The following is a 25,739-nucleotide window of genomic DNA, read 5'->3' as shown; positions in this document are numbered from 1 at the left end:
CTCCCGGCCTCCCTAGAGTGTGGCCCATGGCAGCCGGACCGATCCGACCAGGGCTCGATGGCAGCGCCTCCGACGCGATGCTCGCGATGGGGCGCTTCTTCACACGGTGGGAGGAGACGGACGACGCCCGGGCGGTGTTCCGCGACGGCGGCCGCGCGGGCGATGTCTTCTACCGCGACAGATGGAGCCACGACAAGGTGGTCCGCTCCACCCACGGCGTCAACTGCACCGGCTCCTGCTCGTGGAAGGTGTACGTCAAGGACGGCATCATCACGTGGGAGTCGCAGCAGACCGACTATCCCTCTGTAGGCCCCGACCGGCCCGAGTACGAGCCGAGGGGCTGCCCGCGCGGGGCCGCGTTCTCCTGGTACACCTACTCGCCGACCCGGGTCCGCTACCCCTATGTGCGCGGGCCCCTGCTCGAGATGTACCGCGAGGCCAAGCAGCGCCTGGGTGACCCGGTGGCCGCGTGGGCGGACATCGTCTCGGACCCCGAGCGGCGCCGCCGCTACCAGCAGGCCCGCGGCAAGGGCGGGCTCGTGCGGGCGAGCTGGTCCGAGGCCGTCGAGATCGCGGCCGCCGCCCACGTCCACACGATCAAGGCGTACGGGCCGGACCGCTGCTCCGGCTTCTCGCCCATCCCGGCGATGTCGATCGTGAGCCACTGCGTGGGCACGCGCTTCATCCAGCTCATCGGTGGGGTCATGACGAGCTTCTACGACTGGTACGCGGACCTGCCGGTGGCGAGCCCGCAGGTCTTCGGCGACCAGACGGACGTCCCCGAGTCCGGCGACTGGTGGGACGCGACGTACCTGATGATGTGGGGCTCCAATGTGCCGGTGACGCGCACCCCGGACGCGCACTGGATGGCCGAGGTCCGCTACCGGGGCACCAAGGTGGTCACGGTGAGCCCCGACTACGCCGACAACACGAAGTTCGCCGACGAGTGGATGGCCCCCCAGGCGGGCACGGATGCGGCCCTCGCGATGGCCATGGGCCATGTGATCCTCAAGGAGTTCTACGCGGACCGCGAGGTGCCGTTCTTCACGGACTTCGCCAAGCGCTACACCGACCTGCCGTTCCTCATCACGCTCGTCCCGTCGCCGGACGGGACCGGGCTCGTGCCCGGGAAGTTCCTCACCGCGGCCGACGTCCCGGGCCACGAGGGCGAGGCCGACGCCGCGTGGAAGACCGTCCTGCTGGACGCGGCCACGGGTGCGCCCGTGGTCCCGAACGGCTCGATCGGGTTCCGCTACAACACGGCCGACGAGGGCCGCTGGAACCTCGACCTCGGCGACGTGGACCCGCTGCTGAGCCTCCACCCCGGCGAGGGGGCCGACGGCGGCGGCCCCGCCTCGCCGTCGTCAGCCCCGGACGCGGCGGAGGTGATGCTGCCGTGCTTCGAGGCGGCCGACGGCGCCGGGTCGGTGCTGCGGCGCGGCGTCCCCGTGCGCACGGTCGCCGGGAAGACCGTCACCACGGTGTTCGACCTCATGCTCGCCCAGTACGGCGTGGGCCGGGCCGGGCTGCCGGGGGAGTGGCCCCATGGGTACGACGACGCGTCGGTGCCCTACACCCCGGCGTGGCAGGAGGGCATCACCAACGTCCCGATGGCGCAGTGCGAGCGGATCGCCCGCGAGTTCGCCCGCAACGCCGAGCAGTCGGGCGGCCGGTCCATGGTGATCATGGGCGCCGGCATCTGCCAGTGGTTCCACGGGGACGTGACCTACCGCGCCGTCCTCTCCCTCCTCCTCCTGACCGGCTCGATGGGGCGCAACGGCGGCGGCTGGGCGCACTACGTGGGCCAGGAGAAGACGAGGCCGCTCACGGGCTGGGTCTCCCTCGCGAACGCGCTCGACTGGTCACGGCCCCCGCGGACCATGACCGGCACGTCCTACTGGTACATGCACACCGGCCAGTGGCGCAACGACGGCTACTCGGCCGCCTCCCTCGCCTCCTCGCTCGCGGAGGGCAACCTCGAGGGCATGCACACCGCGGACGCCATCGCGCAGTCCGCGCGGCTCGGCTGGATGCCGTTCTACCCGCAGTTCGACCGCAACCCCCTCGACGTCGCGGACGAGGCGAGGGAGGCGGTCGTGGCCGGCGTCGCTGAGTCCGAGGCCTCCTACGTGGCGGCGCAGCTCAAGGGCGGCACGCTCCGGGCGGCGATCGAGGACGTCGACGCGCCCGAGAACTGGCCGCGCACCCTCGTGCTGTGGCGGTCCAACCTGCTGGGGTCCTCGGCGAAGGGCAACGAGTACTTCCTGAAGAACCTGCTCGGCACCCACCACAACGTCATGGGCACCCAGCTCGAGCCGGGCATGCCCCGCCCCCGCGACGTCGCGTGGCGCGAGACCACCCCGGAGGGCAAGCTCGACCTGCTGATGTCCGCGGACTTCCGCATGACCTCGACGACGCTCCTCTCCGACGTCGTCTTCCCGGCCGCGACCTGGTACGAGAAGCACGACCTCTCCTCGACGGACATGCACCCGTACGTGCACGCCTTCAGTCCCGCGATCGACCCCCCGTGGGAGACGAAGACCGACTTCGAGATGTTCCACCTCCTCGCCCAGGAGTTCTCCCGGCTGGCACGCACCCATCTGGGGGTGCGCCGCGACCTGGTCACGGTCCCCCTCCAGCACGACACCCCGGGCCAGCTCGCCCAGCCCGGCGGCGTGGTGCGCGACTGGCGGGATCCGGACGTCCCGGCGGTGCCCGGCGCCACGATGCCGCAGGTGAGCGTCGTGGAGCGCGACTACACCGCGATCGGGGAGAAGATTGCCGCGATCGGCCCGCTCGCGGCCGAGAAGGGGTTCACGGTCAAGGGCGTCACGTTCGAGCTCGACCACGCGCTCAACCGGCTGGCCCACGCCAACGGCGTCATGTCCCACGGCGCCGCGGCAGGGCTGCCGGCGATCGACACCGATGCGAAGCTCGCCGAGGCGATCCTCACCTTCTCCGGCACCACGAACGGCGAGCTCGCGGTCCAGGGGTTCAAGGAGCTCGAGCGGCGCACCGGGCGGCGGCTCGCGGACCTGGCCGAGGGGTCGGAGGAGAAGGCCATCCGCTTCGCCGACACCCAGGCCGCCCCGGTCCCCGTCATCACCTCGCCCGAGTGGTCGGGCTCGGAGACGGGAGGGCGCAGGTACGCCCCGTTCACGATCAACGTCGAGCGGCTCAAGCCCTGGCACACCCTCACGGGGCGCATGCACTTCTTCCTCGACCACGACTGGATACGAGACCTCGGGGAGGCGCTGCCGATCTACCGCCCCCCCGCTGGACATGCACCGGCTCTTCGGCGAGCCCCGGCTGGGCCAGGACGGCATGGAGGTCACCGTCCGGTTCCTCACCCCGCACAGCAAGTTGTCCATCCACTCGGAGTACCAGGACAACCTGTTCATGCTCTCGCTCTCCCGCGGCGGCCCCACCTGCTGGATGAGCGCAGAGGACGCCGCCGCGCTCGAGATCTCGGACAACGACTGGATCGAGTGCGTCAACGCGAACGGGGTGTTCGTGGGCCGGGCGATCGTGAGCCACCGCATGCCGGCCGGCGTCGTCTACGTCTACCACGCCCAGGAGCGCACCATCGACGTGCCGAAGTCGGAGGCGACGGGCCGCCGCGGCGGCATCCACAACTCGGCGACGCGGCTGCTCGTCAAGCCGACGCACCTCGTGGGCGGCTACGCCCACCTCGCCTACGCGTTCAACTACCTCGGCCCGACGGGCAACCAGCGCGACATGGTCAGCACGATCCGCAAGCGTTCGCAGGAGGTCACGTACTGATGGGAACTCCGATCCGGAAGGCGGCACCATGAGGGTCATGGCCCAGGTGGGCATGGTGATGAACCTGGACAAGTGCATCGGGTGCCACACCTGCTCGGTCACGTGCAAGCAGGCGTGGACCAACCGGGCCGGCACCGAGTACGTGTGGTTCAACAACGTCGAGACCCGCCCCGGGCAGGGCTACCCGCGCCAGTACGAGGACCAGGAGCGCTGGCGCGGCGGCTGGGAGCTCAACCGGCGCGGCCGGCTCCGCCTCAAGGGCGGCGGCCGCGTCAAGAAGCTCCTCGGGATCTTCGCGAGCCCGGTCCAGCCGGAACTCAAGGACTACTACGAGCCGTGGACCTACGACTACAAGACCCTCATCGAGGCCCCGCTCGGCGACGACTTCCCCGTGGCCCGGCCCAAGTCCCTCATCACCGGCGAGGACACCAAGGTCACGTGGAGCGCGAACTGGGACGACGACCTCGGCGGCGCCCCGCAGAAGGGCGAGCTCGACCCGATCGTGGCCAAGCTGCGCCGCAGCGCCGAACTGCGCGACGAGGCCAGCGAGAAGATCAAGTTCGAGTTCGAGAAGACGTTCATGTTCTACCTGCCGCGGATCTGCGAGCACTGCCTGAACCCCTCGTGCATGGCCTCGTGCCCCTCGGGCGCGATCTACAAGCGGGCCGAGGACGGGATCGTGCTCGTGGACCAGGACCGCTGCCGCGGCTGGCGCCAGTGCATCACCGGCTGCCCCTACAAGAAGATGTACTTCAACCACAAGAGCGGCAAGGCCGAGAAGTGCACCTTCTGCTATCCCCGCGTCGAGATCGGCCTCCCGACCGTGTGCTCGGAAACCTGCGTGGGGCGGCTGCGGTACCTCGGCATCTTCCTGTACGACGTCGACGCGGTCACCGCGGCGGCGTCGACCCCCGATCCGCAGGACCTCTACCGCGCCCAGCTCGACCTGCTCCTGGACCCCTCCGACCCCGAGGTCATCGCCGCCGCCCGGCGGGACGGGATCCCGGAGGACTGGCTGGACGCGGCCCGGCGCTCGCCGATCTACAAGCTCGCCAAGGTCTACCAGGTCGCCCTCCCGCTGCACCCCGAGTACCGCACCATGCCGATGGTCTGGTACGTCCCGCCGCTCTCGCCGATCGTGGACCTGCTCTCGAGCCAGGGCCACGACGCCGAGGACGCCGGCACCCTCTTCGGCGCCATCGGCGCCCTCCGGATCCCCTCCGAGTACCTCGCCGAGCTGTTCACCGCGGGGGACACCTCGATCATCGACGGCGTGCTCCGGCGGCTCGCCGCCATGCGCGCCTACATGCGGGGCATCTCCCTGGGCACGGGCGCGGACGAGTCCATCGCCGAGAGCGTCGGCATGGACGGCCGGACGGTCCAGGAGATGTACCGGCTCATGGCGATCGCCAAGTACGCCGAGCGCTACGTCATCCCGAACGCCCACGTCGAGCAGGCCCACAACCTCGAGGAGATGGGCTGCTCCCTCGACTTCGAGGACGGCCCGGGGATGTACCCCTCCGACTCCTTCGGCGAGGGCAGCGGCAAGCCGGTCCCCGTCGCCGTCGAGACGTTCTACGCCCTCAAGCAGCGCCAGACCACCGACGGGGAGGCCCAGCCCGGGGCCCTCCGGGGCCGGGTGAACCTGCTCAACTGGGACGGCCGGGGCGTCCCGGAGGGCATCTTCCCGCCGAAGGGGGATGGCCGTGCGGACCACTGAGGCGCGCGTCCTCTACGCCGCCGCCGCCGTGCTGCTGGACTACCCGGACGCCCGCGTCCGCGACGCGCTCCCCACCCTGAGGGCGGCGCTCGCAGAGCAGCCCGGCCCGCTGCCGCGCCTCCTCGAGGCCACCGCGGGCCGGCTCGCGGACGACGCCGAGCCGGTCGCCTGCAGCCGCTACGTGGACACCTTCGACCTCTCCCGCCGCCACGCCCTGCACCTGACGTACTGGACCGACGGGGACACGAGGCGCCGCGGCGAGACGCTGGGCCGCTTCAAGCAGACGTACCGGGACAGCGGCTGGCTCGTGGACCTCGACGGCGAGCTGCCCGACTTCCTGCCGCTAGTCCTCGAGTTCACCGCCCGGGTCGACTACGCCGTGGGCCGGTCCCTCCTGGCCGAGTACCGGGCCAGCCTCGAGCTCCTGCGGCTCGAGCTCGCCGCCGACGCGCCGGTGTACGCGCCCGTGCTCGAGGCTGTGTGCGCGACCCTGCCCGGCCCGTCGCCGGCGACCCGGGCCGAGGCGATGGCGCTCGCGGGGCCGCCGCCGGCCGAGCAGGTGGGCCTCGAGCCCTTCGACCCCCGGCTCCTGCCGCTCGCGCAGGGTACTGCGGGGACCCGACCCGCCGCCGCGGAAGGAGCCCGCTGATGGACGTCCTGCTCTGGGGAGTCGCCCCGTACCTCATGGTGCTGATCCTGGTCGGCGGCAGCATCTGGCGGTACCGGTACGACCAGTTCGGGTGGACCACCCGCTCGTCCCAGCTGTACGAGTCCAGGCTGCTGAGGATCGGCTCGCCGCTCTTCCACTACGGGCTCGTGTTCGTCATCGCGGGGCACTTCGTGGGCCTCGTGATCCCCAAGTCGTGGACCGAGGCGGTCGGCATGTCCGAGGCCCTCTACCACGGCATCGCCCTGTCCGTGGGCCTCATCGCGGGAGTCTCCACGCTGCTCGGCATCGTGCTGCTGATCGTGCGGCGGCGCCGGACCGGCCCGGTGTTCATGGCCACCACCCGCAACGACAAGGCCATGTACATCTTCCTCGTCGGGGCGATCGCGCTGGGGGTGTGGACCACCCTTGTGTCCGCCGCGCAGCCGGGCTCGGCCTCATTCGACTACCGCGAGACGGTGAGCCCCTGGTTCCGCTCGCTGTTCGTGTTCCAGCCGGATGTGGCGTCGATGGCCGCGGCGCCGGCGGAGTTCAAGTGGCACACGCTGGTGGGGATGGCCCTGTTCGCGCTGTGGCCGTTCACCCGGCTCGTCCATGCGCTCACGGCGCCGTTCCACTACCTCTTCCGCCCCTACATCGTCTACCGCACCCGCGACGAGGGCGCGGCGCCCGGGGCCCGCGGGACCCGGCGGGGCTGGGAGACCACCGGCACCCGCGACCGCGACCGCTGAGCCGACCACCAGGAGGAGCCGTGAGCACCGCACCCGACCCGTCCCGCCACCGCACCGCCGGCGCCGCGGCTCCTGATGCTCCCCGGACCGGAGCCGCCCGCAACCTGACCCTGGCCACCTTCGCCTCCGTGGTGGGGTTCTGGGGCTGGACCGTCATTGCTCCCCTCGGCACCCGCTACGCGCATGATCTGGGGCTCAACGCCGCCCAGACCGGCGCGCTCGTCGCGATGCCTGTGCTCGTCGGCGCGATCGGCCGCGTGCCGGTCGGCGTCCTGACCGACAAGTTCGGCGGCCGGCGCCTGCTGATCCTCATCCTCCTGCTGACCGCCCCTCTCGTCCTGCTCGTAGCGCTCGCCGGCAGCCTGAAGTCGTACGGGCTCCTGCTCGGCGTCGGGTTCTTCCTGGGCGTCGCGGGGACCGTGTTCACCGCCGGGATCCCGTTCTCGGCGGCCTGGTACCCGAAGAGCCGGCAGGGGTTCGCCACCGGCATCTTCGGGATGGGGATGGGGGGCACCGCCCTCTCGGCCTTCCTGACTCCGAGACTGGTCACGGCCTTCGGCTACTGGCCCACGCACGTCATCATCGCCGTCCTCCTCGTGGCCACGGCGGCGATCGTCTTCTTCTTCATGCGCGAGTCCCCGACGTGGGCCCCGGTCATGCACGGCAGCTTCGGCAAGCTGCTAGCCGCCGCCAGGATGCCCGTCACCTGGCAGCTCTGCTTCCTCTATGCGGTGGTCTTCGGCGGCTTCGTCTCGTTCAGCACGTACCTGCCCACGTACCTGAGGGACATCTACAGCTTCGACCTCACGGCGGCGGGGACCCGCACGGCAGGCTTCGCGCTCGCAGCGGTCATCGCGCGGCCGATCGGCGGCATCATCGCCGACCGCGTCGGGCCGAGGCCGGTGGTGCTCGTCTCGCTCGCCGGGGTCGCGGTCCTGGCCTTCGTCGTGAACATGCAGCCTCCCCCGGAAGTGCCCACGGGACTGACCTTCCTGGCCATGGCCGCGGCGCTCGGCTTCGGCACGGGCGGCGTCTTCGCATGGGTCGGCAGGCGGGCTCCTGCAGGGACCGTCGGCGCGGTCACGGGGGTCGTGAGTGCGGCGGGGGGCCTCGGCGGCTACTTCCCCCCGCTCGTCATGGGCGCCACGTACAACGCGCAGCAGCACTCGTACGCGATCGGGCTGCTGCTCCTCGTCGCCACGGCGCTCGTGGCCCTCGTGCTCGCGGCCTTGATGGGCCGCAGCCGCGCAGCCCAGCCCCGTTGAGGGGTCATGTCCCAGCGTTGAGGGGTCATGTCCCAGCGTTGAGGGGTCATGTCCCTGTGCCCCCAGTGCGAGACTGGGCCCATGCTGCTCGCCGAGCTCGTCTCCACCGCCGACGCGGTCGCTTCCACCCGCTCCCGGAACGCCAAGGTCGAGGCGCTCGCAGGACTCCTGCGCCGCCTCGGCACGGAGTCCCCGGACGAGCTCGCCATCGCGGTCGGCATGCTCGTCGCGAAGCCCCGCCAGGGGCGGGTCGGCGTCGGCTGGCGGGGGCTCGCCCGCACGCGGGGCGCGGTGCCGGCCTCCGAGGAGCCGTCGATCACGGTCGGAGAGTTCGATGCGCTACTCGAGGGCCTTGCCGCCACGTCCGGAACCGGCTCGCAGGCGGCGCGCACCGAGCTGCTGTCGGCCGCACTGCGGCGCGCCACGGAACGCGAGCAGCGGTTCATCGTCGGGGTGCTGCTCGGCGAGCTGCGCACTGGTGCGCTGGAAGGCGTGCTGGTTGACGCGCTCGCCGCTGCCGGCGGCCGGCCCGTGGCCCTCGTCCGGCGGGCAGCGATGCTCTCGGGGGATCTGGGCGAGACGGCCCGGATCGCCGTCACGGGAACGGAGGACGAGCTGTCCGGCGTGGGCCTCCTTGTCGGCAGGCCCGTGCTGCCCATGCTCGCGGCCTCCTCGGCGACGCCCACCGCGGCGCTGGCCACGACAGGGGAGGCCTCGGTCGAGTTCAAGCTCGACGGCGCACGGATCCAGGTGCACCGCACCGGCGAGGACGTCCGGGTCTTCACCCGGAGCCTGGCCGACGTCACCCATCGCGTGCCCGAGGTGGTCGAGGCGGTGCGGACGCTGCCCGTGCGGGACATCATCCTCGACGGCGAGACGCTCACCCTCGACGAGGGCGGGGCGCCCCGGCCCTTCCAGGAGACGATGTCCCGCTTCGGCGCCGAGCGGGCGCGGGAGGCCGTCCTGCGGCCCTGGTTCTTCGACGTGCTGCACGTCGACGGGCGGGACCTCCTCGACGAGCCCCTGGCCGTGCGCCGCGCGGAGCTGGCGAGGCTCGCGCCGGGGCTCCTCGTCCCGGGGGAGGTGACCGGCGACCCGGAGGCGGCCGAACGGATCTCCCGCGAGGCGCTCGCCGCCGGCCACGAGGGCGTGGTCGTGAAGGCCATCGGCTCCCCGTACGCCGCCGGGCGCCGCGGATCGAGCTGGATCAAGGTCAAGCCGGTGGCGACGTACGACCTCGTGGTGCTCGCCGCCGAGTGGGGCAGCGGCCGCCGCCAAGGGTGGCTGTCCAACCTGCATCTGGGCGCCTACGACCCGGACGGCGAGTTCGGCGATCCCGGCGGCCTGGTGATGGTCGGGAAGACCTTCAAGGGCCTCACCGACGAGCTCCTGCGCTGGCAGACCGAGCGGTTCCTCGACATCGAGGCGCGCCGGGACGGGCACACCGTCTTCGTCGAGCCCGTCACGGTCGTCGAGATCGCGATCGACGGCGTGCAGCGGTCGAGCCGCTACCCGGGCGGGGTGGCGCTGCGCTTCGCTCGGGTGAAGGGGTACCGGGACGACAAGGCGTCGGCAGCCGCCGACACCATCCAGACGCTGCGGGCCCTGCTGCGGTAGGGCTGCGGCAGGCGCGCCAGCAGCGCAGGCCGCCAGCGCGGCGTCGTCCGTCCCCGATTTGGCCCGGCCGAGCATCGTCCCGTACAGTTGAAGCACCAAAGACCGCCGGTCGTTGGATCGTGTGTGCCGAGAAGCGGCCCGCACCTCCACCGAAGGTCCCCGATTTCGTGGGGCGGCCTGCGCAGGTGAACTGAGCGAATGCTCGCGGCCCACGGCCGCGCAGACCACGCCCCGTGCACTTGCGCGGGGCGTTTGACGTTTCACGGGCCCGCCCCCACCGGCTTCTGTTCCCCGGAAGGAGGGTTATGGCAACGCCTACCAAGGTGGCAGCTGTCGAGGAGATCACCAAGGATTTCCAGGAGTCGACCGCTGCAGTCCTGACCGAATACCGTGGGCTCTCCGTCGCCCAGCTCAAGCAGCTGCGTCGTTCGCTCGGCACCGACAACAAGTTCTCGGTCGTCAAGAACTCCCTGACCGCCATCGCTGCCAAGGAAGCGGGTGTCGACGCGTTCGACGGCCAGCTCGCCGGCCCCACCGCGATCGCGTTCATCAAGGGTGACGCCGTTGCGGCCGCCAAGAGCCTGACCGACTTTGCCAAGGACAACAAGCAGCTGGTCATCAAGACCGGCTTCTTCGAGGGCAAGGCGCTCGACGCGAGCGAGGTCGCCGCACTGGCGGCCCTGGAGTCCCGCGAGCTGCAGCTCGCACGGGTTGCGGGTGTCCTCAAGGCGCCCATGGCCGCGGCTGCGCGCATCATCGATGCCCTGCGTCTCAAGCTCGAGGAGGAGAGCGGCGCTCCGGCTGCCGCCGAGGCTCCCGCTGCTGAGGTCGAGGCCCCCGCTGCTGAGGAGGCTGCGGCTGACGCCGAGGCCGCCCCGGCCGCTGCCGAAGAGAACTGATTCTCTTCCCCCACCCCCATACTCTCGGCGCCCCGCCCGCTGCGGGCGGACGCCACCCAAGTGAAAGGACGCCAACCATGGCGAAGCTCACCCAGGACGAGCTGATCGAGGCCTTCAAGGAGCTCTCCATCATCGAGCTCTCCGAGTTCGTGAAGAAGTTCGAGGAGGTCTTCGAGGTCACCGCTGCTGCGGTCGCCGTCGCGGGCCCCGCCGGCGGTGCCGAGGCTGCTGCCGAGGAGGAGAAGACCTCCTTCGACGTCATCCTCGAGGCTGCTGGCGACAAGAAGATCGCGGTCATCAAGGAGGTGCGCGCCCTGACCTCCCTCGGCCTGAAGGAGGCCAAGGACCTCGTCGACTCGGCCCCCAAGGCCGTCCTCGAGGGCGCCACCAAGGAGGCTGCCGACAAGGCCAAGGAGACCCTCGAGGCCGCCGGCGCCACGGTCACCCTCAAGTAGGTTCTCCCCGCTTGACCCGGAGCCCCGGCTCCGGGAGAAGGGCCCCGCAGTCCGTCACGGACTGCGGGGCCCTTCCGCGTCCTGGCCCCTCGCCCCCCCCCCGGGGGGAGCGGGGTCGCCCCGTCGGGCGTGGAGCGTGGGTCAGGCAGGTTCGCTGATGTCCGCCACGGTCGCGCCGAGCGCGGCGAACAGCTCCGCGGCGTCCACGAAAGCGCTCAGCCCGTGCGCCCCGGCCCCGAGGGAGACGCGGCCCGAGATCGACGCGTCGGCCCAGACCGGCCATGCGGTCGAGGACCCGAGGGGCGTGATCGTCCCGCGTTCGTAGCCGGTCGCCGCGAGGGCCACGTCGGCGGGCGGCATCGACCCCGAGGAGCCCCCGCAGCTTGGGCCAGGAGATCTGCCGGTCGCCCGGGATGAGCGCGAACAGGAACGACCCGTCGGGGTGCTTCACCACCAGCGACTTCACGATCGCCCGCGGCTCGATCCCGAGGTTCGCTGCGGCCTCCTCGAGGCTGCGGCGCGGCCCCGCTGGGCCACCTCGACCTCCAGCCCGTGGGCTGCGGCGCCGGCGAGGAACCGCGCATGCCCGTCCCCGGCCGCGGCCGACGCCGGCCCCTCGCCTGCCGCGGGGGGCGACTCCGCGCCGTCGTGCGTCACTGCAGCCCCCTCAGTCGCGGTAGAGGAGGAGGGCCTCGCCCTGGCCGCCGCCGCCGCACAGCGCCACGGCGGCCCTGCCGGAGCCGCGCCGGGCGAGCTCGAGGGCGGCGTGGCCGGCGAGCCGCGCGCCCGAGGCTCCGATCGGGTGGCCGAGGGCGATCGCGCCGCCGTGGATGTTGCACTTCTCGAGGGGGTAGTCGAGGTCCTTGAGCGACTGGACGGCGACCGAGCCGAAGGCCTCGTTGATCTCGATGAAGTCGAGGTCGGCGGTGGTCCACTGCGCGCGGGAGAGGGCCTGCGAGATCGCGTGCGAGGGCTGCGAGTGGAGCGAGTTGTCGGGGCCGGCCACCTGCCCGGGCCTGCCGACCACGGCGAGCCAGTCCAGCCCGTGCTCCTCGGCGTAGGCGCGGCTGGTCAGGACCAGGGCGGCCGCGCCGTCGGAGAGGGGCGAGGAGTTGCCGGCGGTGATCGTGCCGTCAGTGGCGAAGGCGGCGCGCAGCGGGGCGAGGGTCTCGCGGGAGGTGTTGGGCCGGACGCCCTCGTCGGCGGACAGGAGGATCGGGTCGCCCCTGCGCTGCTTGACCTCGATCGGGGCGATCTCGTCGTCGAACACGCCCTCCTTCTGCGCGACCGCGGCGCGCACGTGCGAGGCGGCCGCCACCTCGTCCTGGGCCTCGCGGCTGATCCCGAGGGTCAGGTTCCGCGTCTCGGTCGACAGGCCCATCGACTGCCCGTCGAAGGCGTCCGTCAGGCCGTCGTGCGCGGCGACGTCGAGGGCGCCGACCGTGCCGTAGGTCCAGCCCTGCCGCGATCCGGGGAGCACATGCGGGGCCCGGGACATCGACTCCTGGCCGCCGGCCACGACCACGGTGGCGTCCCCGGCGCGGATCATCCGGGCCGCGTCGATCACGGCCGTGAGGCCGGAGAGGCAGACCTTGTTGATGGTCACGCACGGCACGTCCCAGCCGACGCCGGCGGCGATCGCGCTCTGCCGCGCGGGGTTCTGCCCGGCGCCCGCCTGGAGCACCTGGCCCATGATCACCGCGTCCACGGCGTCGGCGCCGACGCCGGCGCGCCCGATCGCCGCCGCGATGGCGTGGGTGCCCAGCTCCACCGCGGTGAACGAGACGAGCTGGCCGTTGAGGCGGCCCAGCGGCGTGCGCGCGGCGGACAGGATCACAACGTCGTCGTTGCTCATGGCTTCGCTCCCGAATCTGACGTGCCTGCAGTGCCCGAGGCGGGCATCAGGTCCCTGTGGTGTCCATCAGGCTACCGCCACCTGCCCCCGGCAGCGCCAGAGGCCGCCCCGGGGACGCCGGGTGTACAGTGTGGTTCGCGACCTGTTCGTACGGCGGCCGGATCGACGGCGATTCCGGCCTACGCCACGGGGACACTTGACCCGACGCGCGGTGTGCGGTAGACACGTGCGCCCATCTGGGGTATGGTAAATCTTTGCGTTCTCCCTTTTAACAGCTGTTAACCGGTGGTGCCTTCATATAGCGGTGGGCTCTCGGGACGGTCATGCGGTCAACCATCAGGTTCTGCGGGCCAAGGCCCCGTCGGGGGAGGGTGCGGACAATCCTGAAGGTCTGTGGAAGGATCCCTCTTGGTCGCCTCGAGCACCTCTGAAACCCAAACCGCTACCACCGACGGTGCAAACCGCCGGCTCTCATTCGCCAAGATTCACGAACCGCTGGATGTTCCGAATCTCCTCGCCCTCCAGACCGAGAGCTTTGACTGGCTCGTCGGCAACGAGCGCTGGCAGGCCCGCGTGGCCGAGGCCCAGGCGAAGGGCGACGACAGTGTGGCGACGACGTCCGGCCTGTCGGACATCTTCGAGGAGATCTCCCCGATCGAGGACTTCCAGGGCACCATGTCCCTGAGCTTCTCGGATCCGGAGTTCGCCGATCCGAAGTTCACCATGGCGGAGTGCAAGGACCGCGATGCCACCTACTCGGCCCCGCTGTACGTCAAGGCCGAGTTCATGAACAACAACACGGGCGAGATCAAGCAGCAGACCGTGTTCATGGGCGACTTCCCGCTCATGACGGACAAGGGCACGTTCGTGGTCAACGGCACCGAGCGTGTCGTCGTCTCGCAGCTCGTCCGCTCCCCGGGCGCGTACTTCGAGCGCACCGCGGACAAGACGAGCGACAAGGACATCTTCACCGCGAAGATCATCCCGTCGCGCGGCGCCTGGTTCGAGCTCGAGATCGACAAGCGCGACCAGGTCGGCGTGCGCCTCGACCGCAAGCGCAAGCAGTCTGTGACTGTGCTGCTCAAGGCGCTCGGCTGGACCGAGGGCCAGATCCTCGAGGAGTTCGGCGAGTACGACTCGATCCGCGCGACCCTCGAGAAGGACACCACGGAGACCCGCGAGGACGCCCTCCTCGACATCTACCGCAAGCTGCGTCCGGGCGAGCCGCCGACGGTCGACGCCGCGCAGTCCCTCCTGGACAACCTGTACTTCAACGTCAAGCGCTACGACCTCGCGAAGGTCGGCCGCTACAAGATCAACCGCAAGCTCGGCATCGACCGCCCGCTCTCGGACCCGACGGCGTCCATCCTCCACATCGAGGACATCGTCGCCATGATCAAGTTCCTCGTGGCGCTCCACGCCGGCGAGAAGTCGATCAAGGGCACCCGCGACGGCGAGGAGATCGACGTCCGCGTCGAGGTCGACGACATCGACCACTTCGGCAACCGCCGCATCCGCGCGGTCGGCGAGCTCATCGAGAACCAGGTCCGCACCGGCCTGTCCCGTATGGAGCGCGTGGTCCGCGAGCGCATGACCACGCAGGACGTCGAGGCGATCACGCCGCAGACCCTGATCAACATCCGCCCGGTCGTGGCTGCGATCAAGGAGTTCTTCGGGACCTCCCAGCTCTCGCAGTTCATGGACCAGAACAACCCGCTCTCGGGCCTGACCCACAAGCGCCGCCTCTCGGCCCTCGGCCCGGGCGGCCTGTCCCGCGACCGCGCGGGCATGGAGGTGCGCGACGTGCACCCGTCGCACTACGGCCGCATGTGCCCCATCGAGACCCCTGAAGGCCCGAACATCGGCCTCATCGGCTCGCTGGCCTCCTACGGGCGCATCAACCCGTTCGGCTTCATCGAGACCCCGTACCGCAAGGTGTCCAACGGGATCGTGTCCGACCAGGTCGACTACCTCACGGCTGACGACGAGGCCGAGGTGCAGATCGCCCAGGCGAACTCGCCGCTGAACGAGGACGGCTCCTTCGCCGAGGAGATGGTCCTGGTCCGCCAGCGCGGCGGCGGCGGCGAGCCCACGCTCGTCCCGGCCGACGAGGTCGAGTACATGGACGTCTCCCCGCGCCAGATGGTGTCGGTCGCGACGGCCCTCATCCCGTTCCTCGAGCACGACGACGCCAACCGCGCCCTCATGGGTGCGAACATGCAGCGCCAGGCCGTGCCGCTCGTCCGCTCCGAGGCGCCGTTCGTCGGCACCGGCATGGAGCGCTCGGCCGCGGTGGACGCGGGCGACGTGGTCGTGGCCAAGAAGGCGGGCGTCGTCACCGAGGTCTCCGCGGACCTCGTGGTGATGCTGAACGACGACGGCACGGAGACGAACTACCGCATCGGCAAGTTCTCCCGCTCCAACCAGGGCAACTGCTACAACCACCGCGTGCTCGTCAACGAGGGCGACCGCCTCGAGCTCGGCGGCATCATCGCCGACGGGCCGGCCACCGACCAGGGCGAGCTCGCCCTCGGCCGGAACCTCCTCGTCGCGTTCATGTCGTGGGAGGGCCACAACTTCGAGGACGCGATCATCCTCAGCCAGCGGATCGTGGCCGAGGACGTCCTGTCCTCGATCCACATCGAGGAGCACGAGATCGACGCCCGCGACACCAAGCTGGGTGCCGAGGAGATCACGCGCGACATCCCCAACGTGTCCGAGGAGGTGCTTGCCCAGCTCGACGAGCGCGGCATCATCCACATCGGCGCCGAGGTCGAGGCCGGCGACATCCTGGTCGGCAAGGTCACCCCGAAGGGCGAGACCGAGCTGACCCCGGAGGAGCGCCTGCTGCGCGCGATCTTCGGCGAGAAGTCCCGCGAGGTGCGCGACACGTCCCTGAAGGTCCCGCACGGCGAGTCCGGCACCGTCATCGGCGTGCGCGTGTTCGACCGCGACAACGACGACGAGCTGCCCCCGGGCGTGAACCAGCTCGTGCGCGTCTACGTGGCCGCCAAGCGCAAGATCACGGACGGCGACAAGCTCGCCGGCCGCCATGGCAACAAGGGCGTCATCTCCAAGATCCTGCCGGTGGAGGACATGCCGTTCCTCGCCGACGGGACCCCGGTCGACGTCGTCCTGAACCCGCTCGGCGTGCCGGGCCGCATGAACGTCGGCCAGGTCCTCGAACTGCACCTGGGCTGGATCGCCAAGACCGGCTGGAAGGTCGAGGGCGAGCCGGAGTGGATCAAGAACCTGCCGAACATGCCGCGTGAGACGGGCCCCAACCAGAACCTGGCCACGCCGGTGTTCGACGGTGCCCGCGAGGAGGAGATCTCGGGCCTGCTCGACTCCACCAACGTCACCCGCGACGGCGAGCGGCTCATCGGTGCCTCCGGCAAGGCCCAGCTGTTCGACGGCCGCTCGGGCGAGCCGTTCCCGGACCCGGTCTCGGTCGGCTACATGTACATCCTGAAGCTGCACCACCTCGTGGACGACAAGATCCACGCCCGCTCCACTGGCCCGTACTCGATGATCACCCAGCAGCCGCTCGGTGGTAAGGCGCAGTTCGGCGGCCAGCGCTTCGGCGAGATGGAGGTGTGGGCCCTCGAGGCCTACGGTGCGGCGTACACGCTCCAGGAGCTCCTGACGATCAAGTCGGATGACATCCACGGCCGTGTGAAGGTCTACGAGGCGATCGTCAAGGGCGAGAACATCCCCGAGCCGGGCGTCCCCGAGTCCTTCAAGGTCCTCATCAAGGAAATGCAGTCGCTGTGCCTGAACGTGGAGGTCCTCTCCGCCGACGGCCAGACGATCGAGATGCGCGACGCCGATGATGCAGTCTTCACTGCTGCGGAGGAACTGGGCATCGACCTCTCCCGCGACGAGCCCAGCTCCGTCGAAGAGGTCTGACCCTCTCCACCGTCACCGGCAGCAGCAAGACTTTCCAGACACGAGAGATAAGGGACCACATTGTCCAACGAATCCTCCTTCGGCCTCATGCAGATCGGCCTGGCGACCGCGGATGACATCCGTACCTGGTCGCACGGCGAAGTGAAGAAGCCGGAAACCATCAACTACCGCACGCTCAAGCCCGAGAAGGACGGCCTCTTCTGCGAGAAGATCTTCGGCCCGTCGCGGGACTGGGAGTGCTACTGCGGCAAGTACAAGCGCGTCCGCTTCAAGGGCATCATCTGCGAGCGCTGCGGCGTCGAGGTCACCCGCGCCAAGGTCCGCCGCGAGCGCATGGGCCACATCGAGCTCGCTGCGCCCGTGACGCACATCTGGTACTTCAAGGGCGTCCCCTCGCGCCTCGGCTACCTGCTCGACCTGGCCCCGAAGGACCTTGAGAAGGTCATCTACTTCGCGGCCTACATGATCACCCGGGTCGACGAGGAGCGCCGCCACGAGCAGCTGCCCAACCTCCAGGCTGAGCACGACCTCGAGCGCAAGCGCCTCGTCGACAACCGCGACTCCGACATCGCCGCGGTCGCCCGCGACCTCGAGGAGGAGCTCGGCAAGCTCGAGTCCGAGGGCGCCAAGGCCGCGGACAAGAAGAAGGCCCGCGACCTCGCCGACAAGACGATGGCGACGATCCGCAAGCGCGCGGACGCCGACATCGAGCGCCTCGAGGCCGTGTGGGACCGCTTCAAGAACCTCAAGGTCGCCGACCTCGAGGGCGACGAGGCTCTCTACCGCGAGCTCCGCGACCGGTACGGGATGTACTTCGAGGGCTCGATGGGCGCCGAGGCGATCCAGAAGCGCCTGCAGTCCTTCGACCTGGAGGCCGAGGCCGACTCGCTCCGCGACATCATCCAGAACGGCAAGGGCCAGCGGAAGACCCGTGCGCTCAAGCGCCTCAAGGTCGTCAACGCGTTCCTCACCACGGAGAACAAGCCGACCGGCATGGTCCTGGACGCCGTTCCGGTGATCCCGCCGGAGCTGCGCCCGATGGTCCAGCTCGACGGCGGCCGCTTCGCGACCTCCGACCTGAATGACCTCTACCGCCGCGTGATCAACCGCAACAACCGCCTCAAGCGCCTGCTTGACCTCGGTGCGCCGGAGATCATCGTCAACAACGAGAAGCGCATGCTGCAGGAGGCTGTGGACTCGCTGTTCGACAACGGCCGCCGCGGCCGTCCGGTGACGGGTCCGGGCAACCGCCCGCTCAAGTCGCTCTCCGACATGCTCAAGGGCAAGCAGGGCCGGTTCCGCCAGAACCTGCTCGGCAAGCGCGTCGACTACTCGGGCCGTTCGGTCATCGTCGTCGGCCCGCAGCTGAAGCTGCACCAGTGCGGCCTGCCGAAGCAGATGGCGCTCGAGCTGTTCAAGCCGTTCGTCATGAAGCGGCTCGTGGACCTCAACCATGCGCAGAACATCAAGAGTGCCAAGCGCATGGTGGAGCGCTACCGCCCGCAGGTCTGGGACGTGCTCGAGGAGATCATCACCGAGCACCCGGTGCTGCTCAACCGCGCACCTACCCTGCACCGCCTCGGCATTCAGGCGTTCGAGCCGCAGCTCGTGGAGGGCAAGGCCATCCAGCTGCACCCGCTCGTCTGCGCGGCGTTCAACGCCGACTTCGACGGCGACCAGATGGCTGTGCACCTGCCGCTGAGCCCCGAGGCCCAGGCCGAGGCGCGCATCCTGATGCTCTCCTCGAACAACATCCTCAAGCCGTCGGACGGCCGTCCGGTCACCCTGCCCTCGCAGGACATGATCATCGGCCTGTACCACCTCACCACCAAGCGTGAGGGTGCCGTCGGCGAGGGCCGCGTGTTCTCCTCGGTCGCCGAGGCGATCATGGCGCACGACGCCCGTGAGCTGCACCTCAACGCGCAGGTGAAGATCCGGCTCGAGGGCTTCGTGCCCTCGAAGGACCGCCCCGCGCCCGAGGGCTGGGAGCCCGGCACGCCGGCGCTCGTGGACACGTCGCTGGGTCAGGTCGTGTTCAACCAGACCCTGCCCGAGGACTACCCGTGGGTCGAGTCCGTGGCGGACAAGGGCCAGCTCTCGAAGATCGTCAACGATCTCGCGGAGCGCTACCCGAAGGTCGTCGTGGCCCAGACCCTCGACAACCTGAAGGACGCCGGCTTCCACTGGGCCACGCGTTCGGGCGTCACGGTCGCGATCTCCGACATTGCCGTCCCCGAGGCCAAGCCGGAGATCCTGGCCGGCTACGAGGACCGCGCGGCGAAGATCCAGAGCCAGTACGACCGTGGTCTCATCGACGACGAGGAGCGCCGCTCCGAGCTCATCGAGATCTGGGACAAGGCGACCACCGAGATCGCGTCGGTCATGCGCGAGTCCATGCCCAAGATGAACACCATCAACCGCATGGTCTCCTCCGGCGCCCGAGGCAACTGGATGCAGGTCCGCCAGATCGCCGGTATCCGCGGCCTCGTGGCGAACCCGAAGGGCGAGATCATCCCGCGCCCGATCAAGTCCTCGTACCGCGAGGGCCTGTCGGTGCTCGAGTACTTCATCGCCACGCACGGCGCCCGCAAGGGTCTGGCGGACACGGCCCTCCGTACCGCCAACTCGGGCTACCTCACGCGTCGTCTCGTCGACGTCTCGCAGGACGTGATCGTGCGCGAGGAGGACTGCGGCACCGAGCGCGGCCTCATGGTCACGATCGCGGTCGCGGACCACAACGGCGAGCTCATGCGCGAGGAGAACGTCGAGAACACGGCGTACACCCGGACGCTCGCGGTGGACGTCACGGACTCCGAGGGCACTGTCCTCGCCGAGGCCGGGGCCGATCTGGGCGATGTGCTGATCAACCAGCTCATCAACGCGGGCATTACCGAGATCCGGGTCCGCTCGGTCCTCACGTGCGAGTCCGCGGTGGGCACCTGTGCGAAGTGCTACGGCCGCTCGCTGGCCTCCGGCAAGCTCGTGGACATCGGCGAGGCCGTCGGCATCATCGCCGCGCAGTCCATCGGCGAGCCCGGCACGCAGCTCACCATGCGTACGTTCCACACCGGTGGCGCCGTGTCGGCGGGCGGCGGCGAGGACATCACGCAGGGTCTGCCCCGTATCCAGGAGCTCTTCGAGGCCCGCACCCCGAAGGGCGTGGCCCCGATCTCCGAGGCCGCCGGCCGCGTGGCGATCGAGGACACCGAGAAGCAGCTGCGGATCGTCCTCACCCCGGACGACGGCACCGAGGAGATCGCCTACCCGGTCTCCCGCCGTGCGCGTCTCCTGGTCGAGGACGGCGACCGTGTCACCGTCGGGCAGAAGCTCGTCAACGGCCCGGTCGACCCGAAGCAGGTCCTGCGTATCCAGGGCCCGCGCGAGGCGCAGAAGTTCCTCGTCGACGAGGTCCAGGGCGTGTACCGCAGCCAGGGCATCGGCATCCACGACAAGCACGTGGAGGTCATCGTCCGCCAGATGCTGCGCCGCGTCACGGTCATCGAGTCCGGTGACACGGACCTGCTGCCCGGCGAGCTCGCGGAGGGCCGCCGCTACCGCGACGAGAACCGCCGCGTGGTGTCCGAGGGCAAGCGTCCGGCGTCTGGCCGGCCGGAGCTCATGGGCATCACCAAGGCGTCGCTCGCCACGGAGTCCTGGCTCTCGGCCGCGTCCTTCCAGGAGACCACCCGCGTCCTCACGCAGGCGGCCATGGAGGGCAGGAGCGACCCGCTGCTCGGCCTCAAGGAGAACGTCATCATCGGCAAGCTCATCCCGGCCGGTACGGGTCTTCCCCGCTACACGGACATCACGGTCGAGCCCACCGAGGAGGCCAAGGCGACGCTCTTCACCGGTCCGAGCGCGTTCAGCGACTTCGCCTACGATCCGCTGAACGGTGACGGGGTCCAGGAGTTCCACGCGATCCCGCTGGACGACTACGACCTCGGCGGCGACTACCGCTGATCCGCAGTACGCCAGAGACCGGACGGCCGGCACCCCTCGGGGTGCCGGCCGTCCGGCGTCCCGCCCGCCCCTCCTCCGCCGAGTGGCCGGGCGGGCGGGGGAGGGCAATTCGGTCCAGCAGCCGGCCCGTGATAGGCTTTCTTCGATTGTTTCTGTGTGGCAGTGGATGAAGGCCGTCGGGAAAGTCCCCCGGGACTCAGCGGCGACGGGGCCTGTTTCCGGGTTGCGGGGTTGGTGCGCAACGGATGCCACACTTTTGCACGCCTACGGTCGGTTGCCGCGGAAGTGCGAAGCAACCGACAGCGTCCACCGAATCCCTCCATCACGGGGCGACGTGGGCGGAAGTTCAACGACGTACGCAAGTACAAAGACGGAGCGATAGTGCCTACTATTCAGCAGCTGGTGCGGAAGGGCCGCACGCCGAAGGTCTCCAAGACCAAGGCCCCTGCCCTCAAGGGCAGCCCCATGCGTCGTGGCGTGTGCACCCGTGTGTACACCACGACCCCGAAGAAGCCGAACTCCGCGCTCCGCAAGGTTGCGCGCGTCCGCCTCAATGGCGGCGTCGAGGTCACGGCGTACATCCCCGGCGTCGGCCACAACCTCCAGGAGCACTCGATCGTGCTCGTGCGCGGCGGCCGCGTGAAGGACCTTCCCGGTGTCCGCTACAAGATCGTCCGCGGTGCCCTCGACACCCAGGGTGTCAAGAACCGCCAGCAGGCCCGCAGCCGCTACGGCGCCAAGAAGGAGAAGAAGTAATGCCTCGTAAGGGCCCTGCCCCGAAGCGTCCTCTCGTCGTCGACCCGGTCTACGGTTCGCCGCTCGTGACGCAGCTCATCAACAAGGTCCTCGTGGACGGCAAGAAGTCCACCGCCGAGCGCATCGTCTACGGTGCCCTCGAGGGCGCGCGCCAGAAGACGGGCAACGATCCCGTCGCGGCGCTCAAGAAGGCCATGGACAACGTCCGCCCGACCCTCGAGGTCCGCTCCCGCCGCGTCGGCGGCGCGACCTACCAGGTCCCGGTCGAGGTCAAGCCCGGCCGCGCCACCGCGCTGGCCCTCCGCTGGCTCGTCGGCTACTCGAAGGCCCGCCGCGAGAAGACGATGACCGAGCGTCTCCAGAACGAGATCCTCGATGCCTCGAACGGCCTCGGTGCCGCAGTGAAGCGCCGCGAGGACACGCACAAGATGGCCGAGTCCAACAAGGCCTTCGCCCACTACCGCTGGTAATGCCAGGGTTCGCCGCCGGCCCCACGAGGGCCGGCGGCGGACGTGCAGCCATTTAGGACAAACAGGGAGACACCGTGGCACTCGACGTGCTTACCGACCTCAGCAGGGTCCGCAACATCGGCATCATGGCGCACATCGATGCCGGCAAGACCACCACGACCGAGCGCATTCTCTTCTACACGGGCATGACGCACAAGATCGGCGAGACGCACGACGGCGCCTCGACGACCGACTGGATGGAGCAGGAGAAGGAGCGCGGCATCACCATCACGTCTGCCGCCGTGTCCTGCTTCTGGAACAACAACCAGATCAACATCATCGATACGCCCGGCCACGTGGACTTCACGGTCGAGGTCGAGCGCTCCCTGCGCGTGCTCGATGGCGCCGTCGCCGTCTTCGACGGCAAGGAAGGCGTCGAGCCGCAGTCCGAGACGGTGTGGCGCCAGGCCGACAAGTACGACGTGCCCCGCATCTGCTTCGTCAACAAGATGGACAAGCTCGGCGCCGACTTCTACTTCACCGTCGACACCATCGTGAAGCGCCTCGGTGCCAAGCCGCTCGTCATGCAGCTGCCCATCGGCTCCGAGAGCGACTTCATCGGCGTCGTCGACCTGCTCACCATGAAGGCCCTCGTGTGGCCTGGCGACGCCAAGGGCGACGTGACCATGGGTGCCTCCTACGAGACCCGCGAGATCCCCGCGGACCTGCAGGAGAAGGCCGAGCAGTACCGCCACGAGCTCGTCGAGGCCGTCGCCGAGGCGTCCGAGGAGCTCACGGAGAAGTACCTCGAGGGCGAGGAGCTCACCCTCGAGGAGCTCAAGGCCGGCATCCGCAAGCTCACGGTCAACTCGGAGATCTACCCCGTGTTCTGTGGCTCCGCGTTCAAGAACCGCGGTGTCCAGCCGATGCTCGACGCGGTCATCGACTACCTCCCGTCCCCGCTCGACGTGCCCGCCATGATCGGCCACGACCCGAAGGACGAGACGGTCGAGATGACCCGCAAGCCGAGCGAGGACGAGCCGTTCTCCGCTCTGGCGTTCAAGATTGCCGCGCACCCGTTCTTCGGCCAGCTCAACTTCATCCGCGTGTACTCGGGCAAGGCGACCTCGGGCATGCAGGTGCTGAACTCGACCAAGGGCAAGAAGGAGCGCCTCGGCAAGCTCTTCCAGATGCACGCCAACAAGGAGAACCCCGTCGAGGAGCTCCACGCTGGCCACATCTACGCGGTGATCGGCCTCAAGGACACCACGACCGGTGACACGCTGTGCGACATGGCGAACCCGATCGTCCTCGAGTCGATGACCTTCCCCGAGCCCGTGATCTTCGTGGCCATCGAGCCGAAGACCAAGGGCGACCAGGAGAAGCTCTCCACCGCCATCCAGAAGCTCTCCGCTGAGGACCCGACGTTCACCGTCTCCCTCAACGAGGAGACCGGCCAGACCGAGATCGGCGGCATGGGCGAGCTCCACCTGGACATCCTGGTGGACCGCATGCGCCGCGAGTTCAAGGTCGAGGCCAACGTGGGCAAGCCGCAGGTGGCCTACCGCGAGACCATCAAGAAGAAGGTCGAGAAGGTCGACTACACGCACAAGAAGCAGACTGGCGGTTCCGGCCAGTTCGCGAAGGTGCAGGTCACGTTCGAGCCGCTCGACACGGCCGAGGGCACGTTCTACGAGTTCGTGAACGCCGTCACCGGCGGTCGCGTCCCGCGCGAGTACATCCCGAGCGTGGACGCGGGCATCCAGGACGCCATGCAGTTCGGCATCCTGGCCGGCTACCCGATGGTGGGCGTGAAGGCGTCCCTCACGGATGGCGCCTACCACGACGTCGACTCCTCGGAGATGGCGTTCAAGATCGCTGGTTCGCAGGTGTTCAAGGAGGGTGCACGTCGCGCCAACCCTGTGCTCCTCGAGCCGCTCATGGCCGTCGAGGTGCGCACGCCCGAGGAGTACATGGGCGACGTCATCGGCGACCTGAACTCCCGCCGTGGCCAGATCCAGGCCATGGAGGACGCTGTCGGCGTCAAGGTCATCCGCGCCCTCGTGCCGCTGTCCGAGATGTTCGGCTACATCGGCGACCTTCGCTCGAAGACCCAGGGACGTGCTGTCTACTCGATGCAGTTCGACAGCTACTCCGAGGTCCCGAAGGCCGTCGCCGACGAGATCATCCAGAAGTCGCGCGGCGAGTAGTCCAGCGATCGCGGCCCGCCGCCGCCGGCACCGGTCCGAAGGGACCGGGACGCACGACGGCGGCGGGTCGCCCTCCGCGCGGGAGCCGGCTTCCGCGTGATTTCACGAAAAAAGACAGCCCACAGTAGACTTGCACAAGTTTCAGTTGCGAAAGGCGCGGCTGGAAGCAGTCTTCTGAATCCAGTTCTAGGAGGAACAAGTGGCGAAGGCAAAGTTCGAGCGGACTAAGCCGCACGTCAACATCGGCACCATCGGCCACGTTGACCACGGCAAGACGACGCTGACTGCTGCCATCTCGAAGGTGCTTGCTGACAAGTACCCCGACCTCAACGAGAAGCGCGACTTCGCGCAGATCGACTCCGCTCCTGAGGAGCGCCAGCGCGGCATCACCATCAACATCTCCCACATCGAGTACCAGACGGAGAAGCGTCACTACGCTCACGTCGATGCTCCGGGTCACGCTGACTACATCAAGAACATGATCACGGGTGCGGCGCAGATGGACGGCGCCATTCTCGTGGTCGCGGCGACTGATGGTCCGATGGCTCAGACCCGCGAGCACGTTCTGCTCGCCCGCCAGGTCGGCGTGCCGTACCTGCTGGTCGCGCTGAACAAGGCAGACATGGTCGACGACGAGGAGCTCCTCGATCTCGTCGAGATGGAGGTCCGTGAGCTCCTGTCTTCGCAGGGCTTCGACGGCGACAACGCTCCTGTCATCCGCGTCTCGGGCCTCAAGGCCCTTGAGGGTGACCCGAAGTGGGTCAAGTCGGTTGAGGACCTCATGGAGGCCGTCGACGAGAACATCCCGGACCCGGTCCGTGACCGCGACAAGCCGTTCCTCATGCCGATCGAGGACGTCTTCACCATCACCGGCCGCGGCACCGTCGTGACCGGCCGCGCCGAGCGTGGCACCCTCGCCCTCAACTCCGAGGTCGAGATCGTCGGCATCCGTCCGGTCCAGAAGACCACGGTCACCGGTATCGAGATGTTCCACAAGCAGCTCGACGAGGCTTGGGCCGGCGAGAACTGTGGCCTCCTGCTCCGCGGCATCAAGCGCGAGGACGTCGAGCGTGGCCAGGTCGTCGTGAAGCCGGGTTCGATCACCCCGCACACCGACTTCGAGGCGAACGTCTACATCCTCTCGAAGGACGAGGGCGGCCGTCACAACCCGTTCTACTCGAACTACCGCCCGCAGTTCTACTTCCGTACCACGGACGTGACCGGCGTCATCACCCTCCCCGAGGGCACCGAGATGGTCATGCCCGGCGACAACACTGAGATGACCGTCCAGCTCATCCAGCCCATCGCCATGGAAGAGGGCCTCGGCTTCGCCATCCGTGAGGGTGGCCGCACCGTTGGCTCGGGCCGCGTGACCAAGATCATCAAGTAGTTCCTCGCGGAACTGCTGGCCTGAGGGCCGGATCTGGAAGGACCCCGTCGCACCCAGTGCGGCGGGGTCCTTC

14 protein-coding genes and 2 pseudogenes are annotated in these 25,739 nt (G+C 69.3%); 14 read left to right on the top strand and 2 right to left on the bottom strand.

All coding sequences use genetic code 11. The features are described from left to right. The first annotated feature begins 26 nt into the window (after positions 1 to 26). The 8 genes and pseudogenes from J2W20_RS03405 (at position 27) to rplL (ending at position 11,137) form a co-directional block, all read left to right on the top strand. A pseudogene (locus J2W20_RS03405) lies at positions 27 to 3,783 on the top strand (nitrate reductase subunit alpha). A gap of 28 nt (positions 3,784 to 3,811) precedes the next feature. Next, positions 3,812 to 5,503, top strand: a complete 1,692-nt coding sequence (narH, locus tag J2W20_RS03400) for a nitrate reductase subunit beta (RefSeq protein WP_307004541.1) — start codon at positions 3,812 to 3,814, stop codon at positions 5,501 to 5,503. Continuing rightward, on the top strand, positions 5,484 to 6,152 hold the full coding sequence (narJ, locus tag J2W20_RS03395) for a nitrate reductase molybdenum cofactor assembly chaperone (protein ID WP_373457949.1): 669 nt from the start codon (positions 5,484 to 5,486) through the stop codon (positions 6,150 to 6,152). Before narH ends, narJ begins: the two co-directional genes overlap by 20 nt. Then, positions 6,152 to 6,901 (top strand): respiratory nitrate reductase subunit gamma, encoded by a 750-nt coding sequence (gene narI, locus J2W20_RS03390; protein WP_307004537.1) that lies wholly within the window; start codon positions 6,152 to 6,154, stop codon positions 6,899 to 6,901. The genes narJ and narI overlap by 1 nt, the downstream gene beginning before the upstream one ends. A 20-nt stretch (positions 6,902 to 6,921) precedes the next feature. Continuing rightward, on the top strand, positions 6,922 to 8,166 hold the full coding sequence (locus tag J2W20_RS03385) for an MFS transporter (RefSeq protein ID WP_373457948.1): 1,245 nt from the start codon (positions 6,922 to 6,924) through the stop codon (positions 8,164 to 8,166). A gap of 81 nt (positions 8,167 to 8,247) precedes the next feature. After that, the gene (locus tag J2W20_RS03380) at positions 8,248 to 9,783 is read left to right on the top strand and encodes an ATP-dependent DNA ligase (RefSeq protein WP_307004535.1); all 1,536 of its coding nucleotides are present in this window, start codon (positions 8,248 to 8,250) and stop codon (positions 9,781 to 9,783) included. 305 nt (positions 9,784 to 10,088) lie between these two features. Next, positions 10,089 to 10,682 (top strand): 50S ribosomal protein L10, encoded by a 594-nt coding sequence (gene rplJ / locus J2W20_RS03375; RefSeq protein WP_307004533.1) that lies wholly within the window; start codon positions 10,089 to 10,091, stop codon positions 10,680 to 10,682. 77 nt (positions 10,683 to 10,759) lie between these two features. After that, the gene (rplL, locus tag J2W20_RS03370) at positions 10,760 to 11,137 is read left to right on the top strand and encodes a 50S ribosomal protein L7/L12 (RefSeq protein ID WP_307004531.1); all 378 of its coding nucleotides are present in this window, start codon (positions 10,760 to 10,762) and stop codon (positions 11,135 to 11,137) included. Positions 11,138 to 11,278: 141 nt separating this feature from the next. Here rplL and J2W20_RS03365 read toward each other — a convergent pair. Together J2W20_RS03365 and J2W20_RS03360 are read right to left on the bottom strand one after the other, a co-directional pair. Next, positions 11,279 to 11,686, bottom strand: a pseudogene (locus J2W20_RS03365) (aminoacyl-tRNA deacylase). A 118-nt stretch (positions 11,687 to 11,804) separates the two neighbouring features. Continuing rightward, positions 11,805 to 12,992 carry an acetyl-CoA C-acetyltransferase gene (locus J2W20_RS03360; RefSeq protein WP_307004529.1) on the bottom strand — a complete coding sequence of 396 codons (1,188 nt, stop codon included), beginning with the start codon at positions 12,990 to 12,992 and terminating at the stop codon, positions 11,805 to 11,807. Positions 12,993 to 13,400: 408 nt separating this feature from the next. Between J2W20_RS03360 and rpoB the strand changes: the two genes are divergently transcribed. From rpoB to tuf, 6 genes are all read left to right on the top strand, one after another. Next, positions 13,401 to 16,901 (top strand): DNA-directed RNA polymerase subunit beta, encoded by a 3,501-nt coding sequence (gene rpoB / locus J2W20_RS03355; RefSeq protein ID WP_066499558.1) that lies wholly within the window; start codon positions 13,401 to 13,403, stop codon positions 16,899 to 16,901. A gap of 60 nt (positions 16,902 to 16,961) precedes the next feature. After that, positions 16,962 to 20,861, top strand: coding sequence for a DNA-directed RNA polymerase subunit beta' (locus J2W20_RS03350; RefSeq protein WP_307004527.1), 3,900 nt, complete (start codon positions 16,962 to 16,964; stop codon positions 20,859 to 20,861). A 381-nt stretch (positions 20,862 to 21,242) separates the two neighbouring features. Continuing rightward, positions 21,243 to 21,617, top strand: a complete 375-nt coding sequence (gene rpsL / locus J2W20_RS03345; RefSeq protein ID WP_043119407.1) for a 30S ribosomal protein S12 — start codon at positions 21,243 to 21,245, stop codon at positions 21,615 to 21,617. Continuing rightward, entirely contained in the window at positions 21,617 to 22,087 is a 471-nt protein-coding gene (gene rpsG, locus J2W20_RS03340; protein ID WP_066499554.1) for a 30S ribosomal protein S7, read from the top strand. The genes rpsL and rpsG overlap by 1 nt, the downstream gene beginning before the upstream one ends. Positions 22,088 to 22,161: 74 nt before the next feature. Continuing rightward, positions 22,162 to 24,276 (top strand): elongation factor G, encoded by a 2,115-nt coding sequence (fusA, locus tag J2W20_RS03335; RefSeq protein ID WP_307004524.1) that lies wholly within the window; start codon positions 22,162 to 22,164, stop codon positions 24,274 to 24,276. A gap of 199 nt (positions 24,277 to 24,475) precedes the next feature. Beyond that, entirely contained in the window at positions 24,476 to 25,666 is a 1,191-nt protein-coding gene (gene tuf / locus J2W20_RS03330; RefSeq protein WP_066499550.1) for an elongation factor Tu, read from the top strand. The last annotated feature ends 73 nt before the right edge of the window (positions 25,667 to 25,739 follow it).

This window comes from Sinomonas atrocyanea (genome assembly GCF_030812675.1).
GTDB classification, from domain to species: domain Bacteria; phylum Actinomycetota; class Actinomycetes; order Actinomycetales; family Micrococcaceae; genus Sinomonas; species Sinomonas atrocyanea_B.
Note: the sequence above shows the minus strand (reverse complement) of the source record. Positions and strands in the feature narration are given on the sequence as shown.

Bases quoted from the DNA above. Each gene is read 5' to 3' on its own strand.
- rpsG (WP_066499554.1), top strand. From the start codon at position 21,617: ATGCCTCGTAAGGGCCCTGCCCCGAAGCGTCCTCTCGTCGTCGACCCG.
- rplL (WP_307004531.1), top strand. From the start codon at position 10,760: ATGGCGAAGCTCACCCAGGACGAGCTGATCGAGGCCTTCAAGGAGCTC.
- J2W20_RS03360 (WP_307004529.1), bottom strand. From the start codon at position 12,992: ATGAGCAACGACGACGTTGTGATCCTGTCCGCCGCGCGCACGCCGCTG.
- narH (WP_307004541.1), top strand. From the start codon at position 3,812: ATGAGGGTCATGGCCCAGGTGGGCATGGTGATGAACCTGGACAAGTGC.
- narJ (WP_373457949.1), top strand. From the start codon at position 5,484: ATGGCCGTGCGGACCACTGAGGCGCGCGTCCTCTACGCCGCCGCCGCC.
- rplJ (WP_307004533.1), top strand. From the start codon at position 10,089: ATGGCAACGCCTACCAAGGTGGCAGCTGTCGAGGAGATCACCAAGGAT.
- narI (WP_307004537.1), top strand. From the start codon at position 6,152: ATGGACGTCCTGCTCTGGGGAGTCGCCCCGTACCTCATGGTGCTGATC.
- J2W20_RS03380 (WP_307004535.1), top strand. From the start codon at position 8,248: ATGCTGCTCGCCGAGCTCGTCTCCACCGCCGACGCGGTCGCTTCCACC.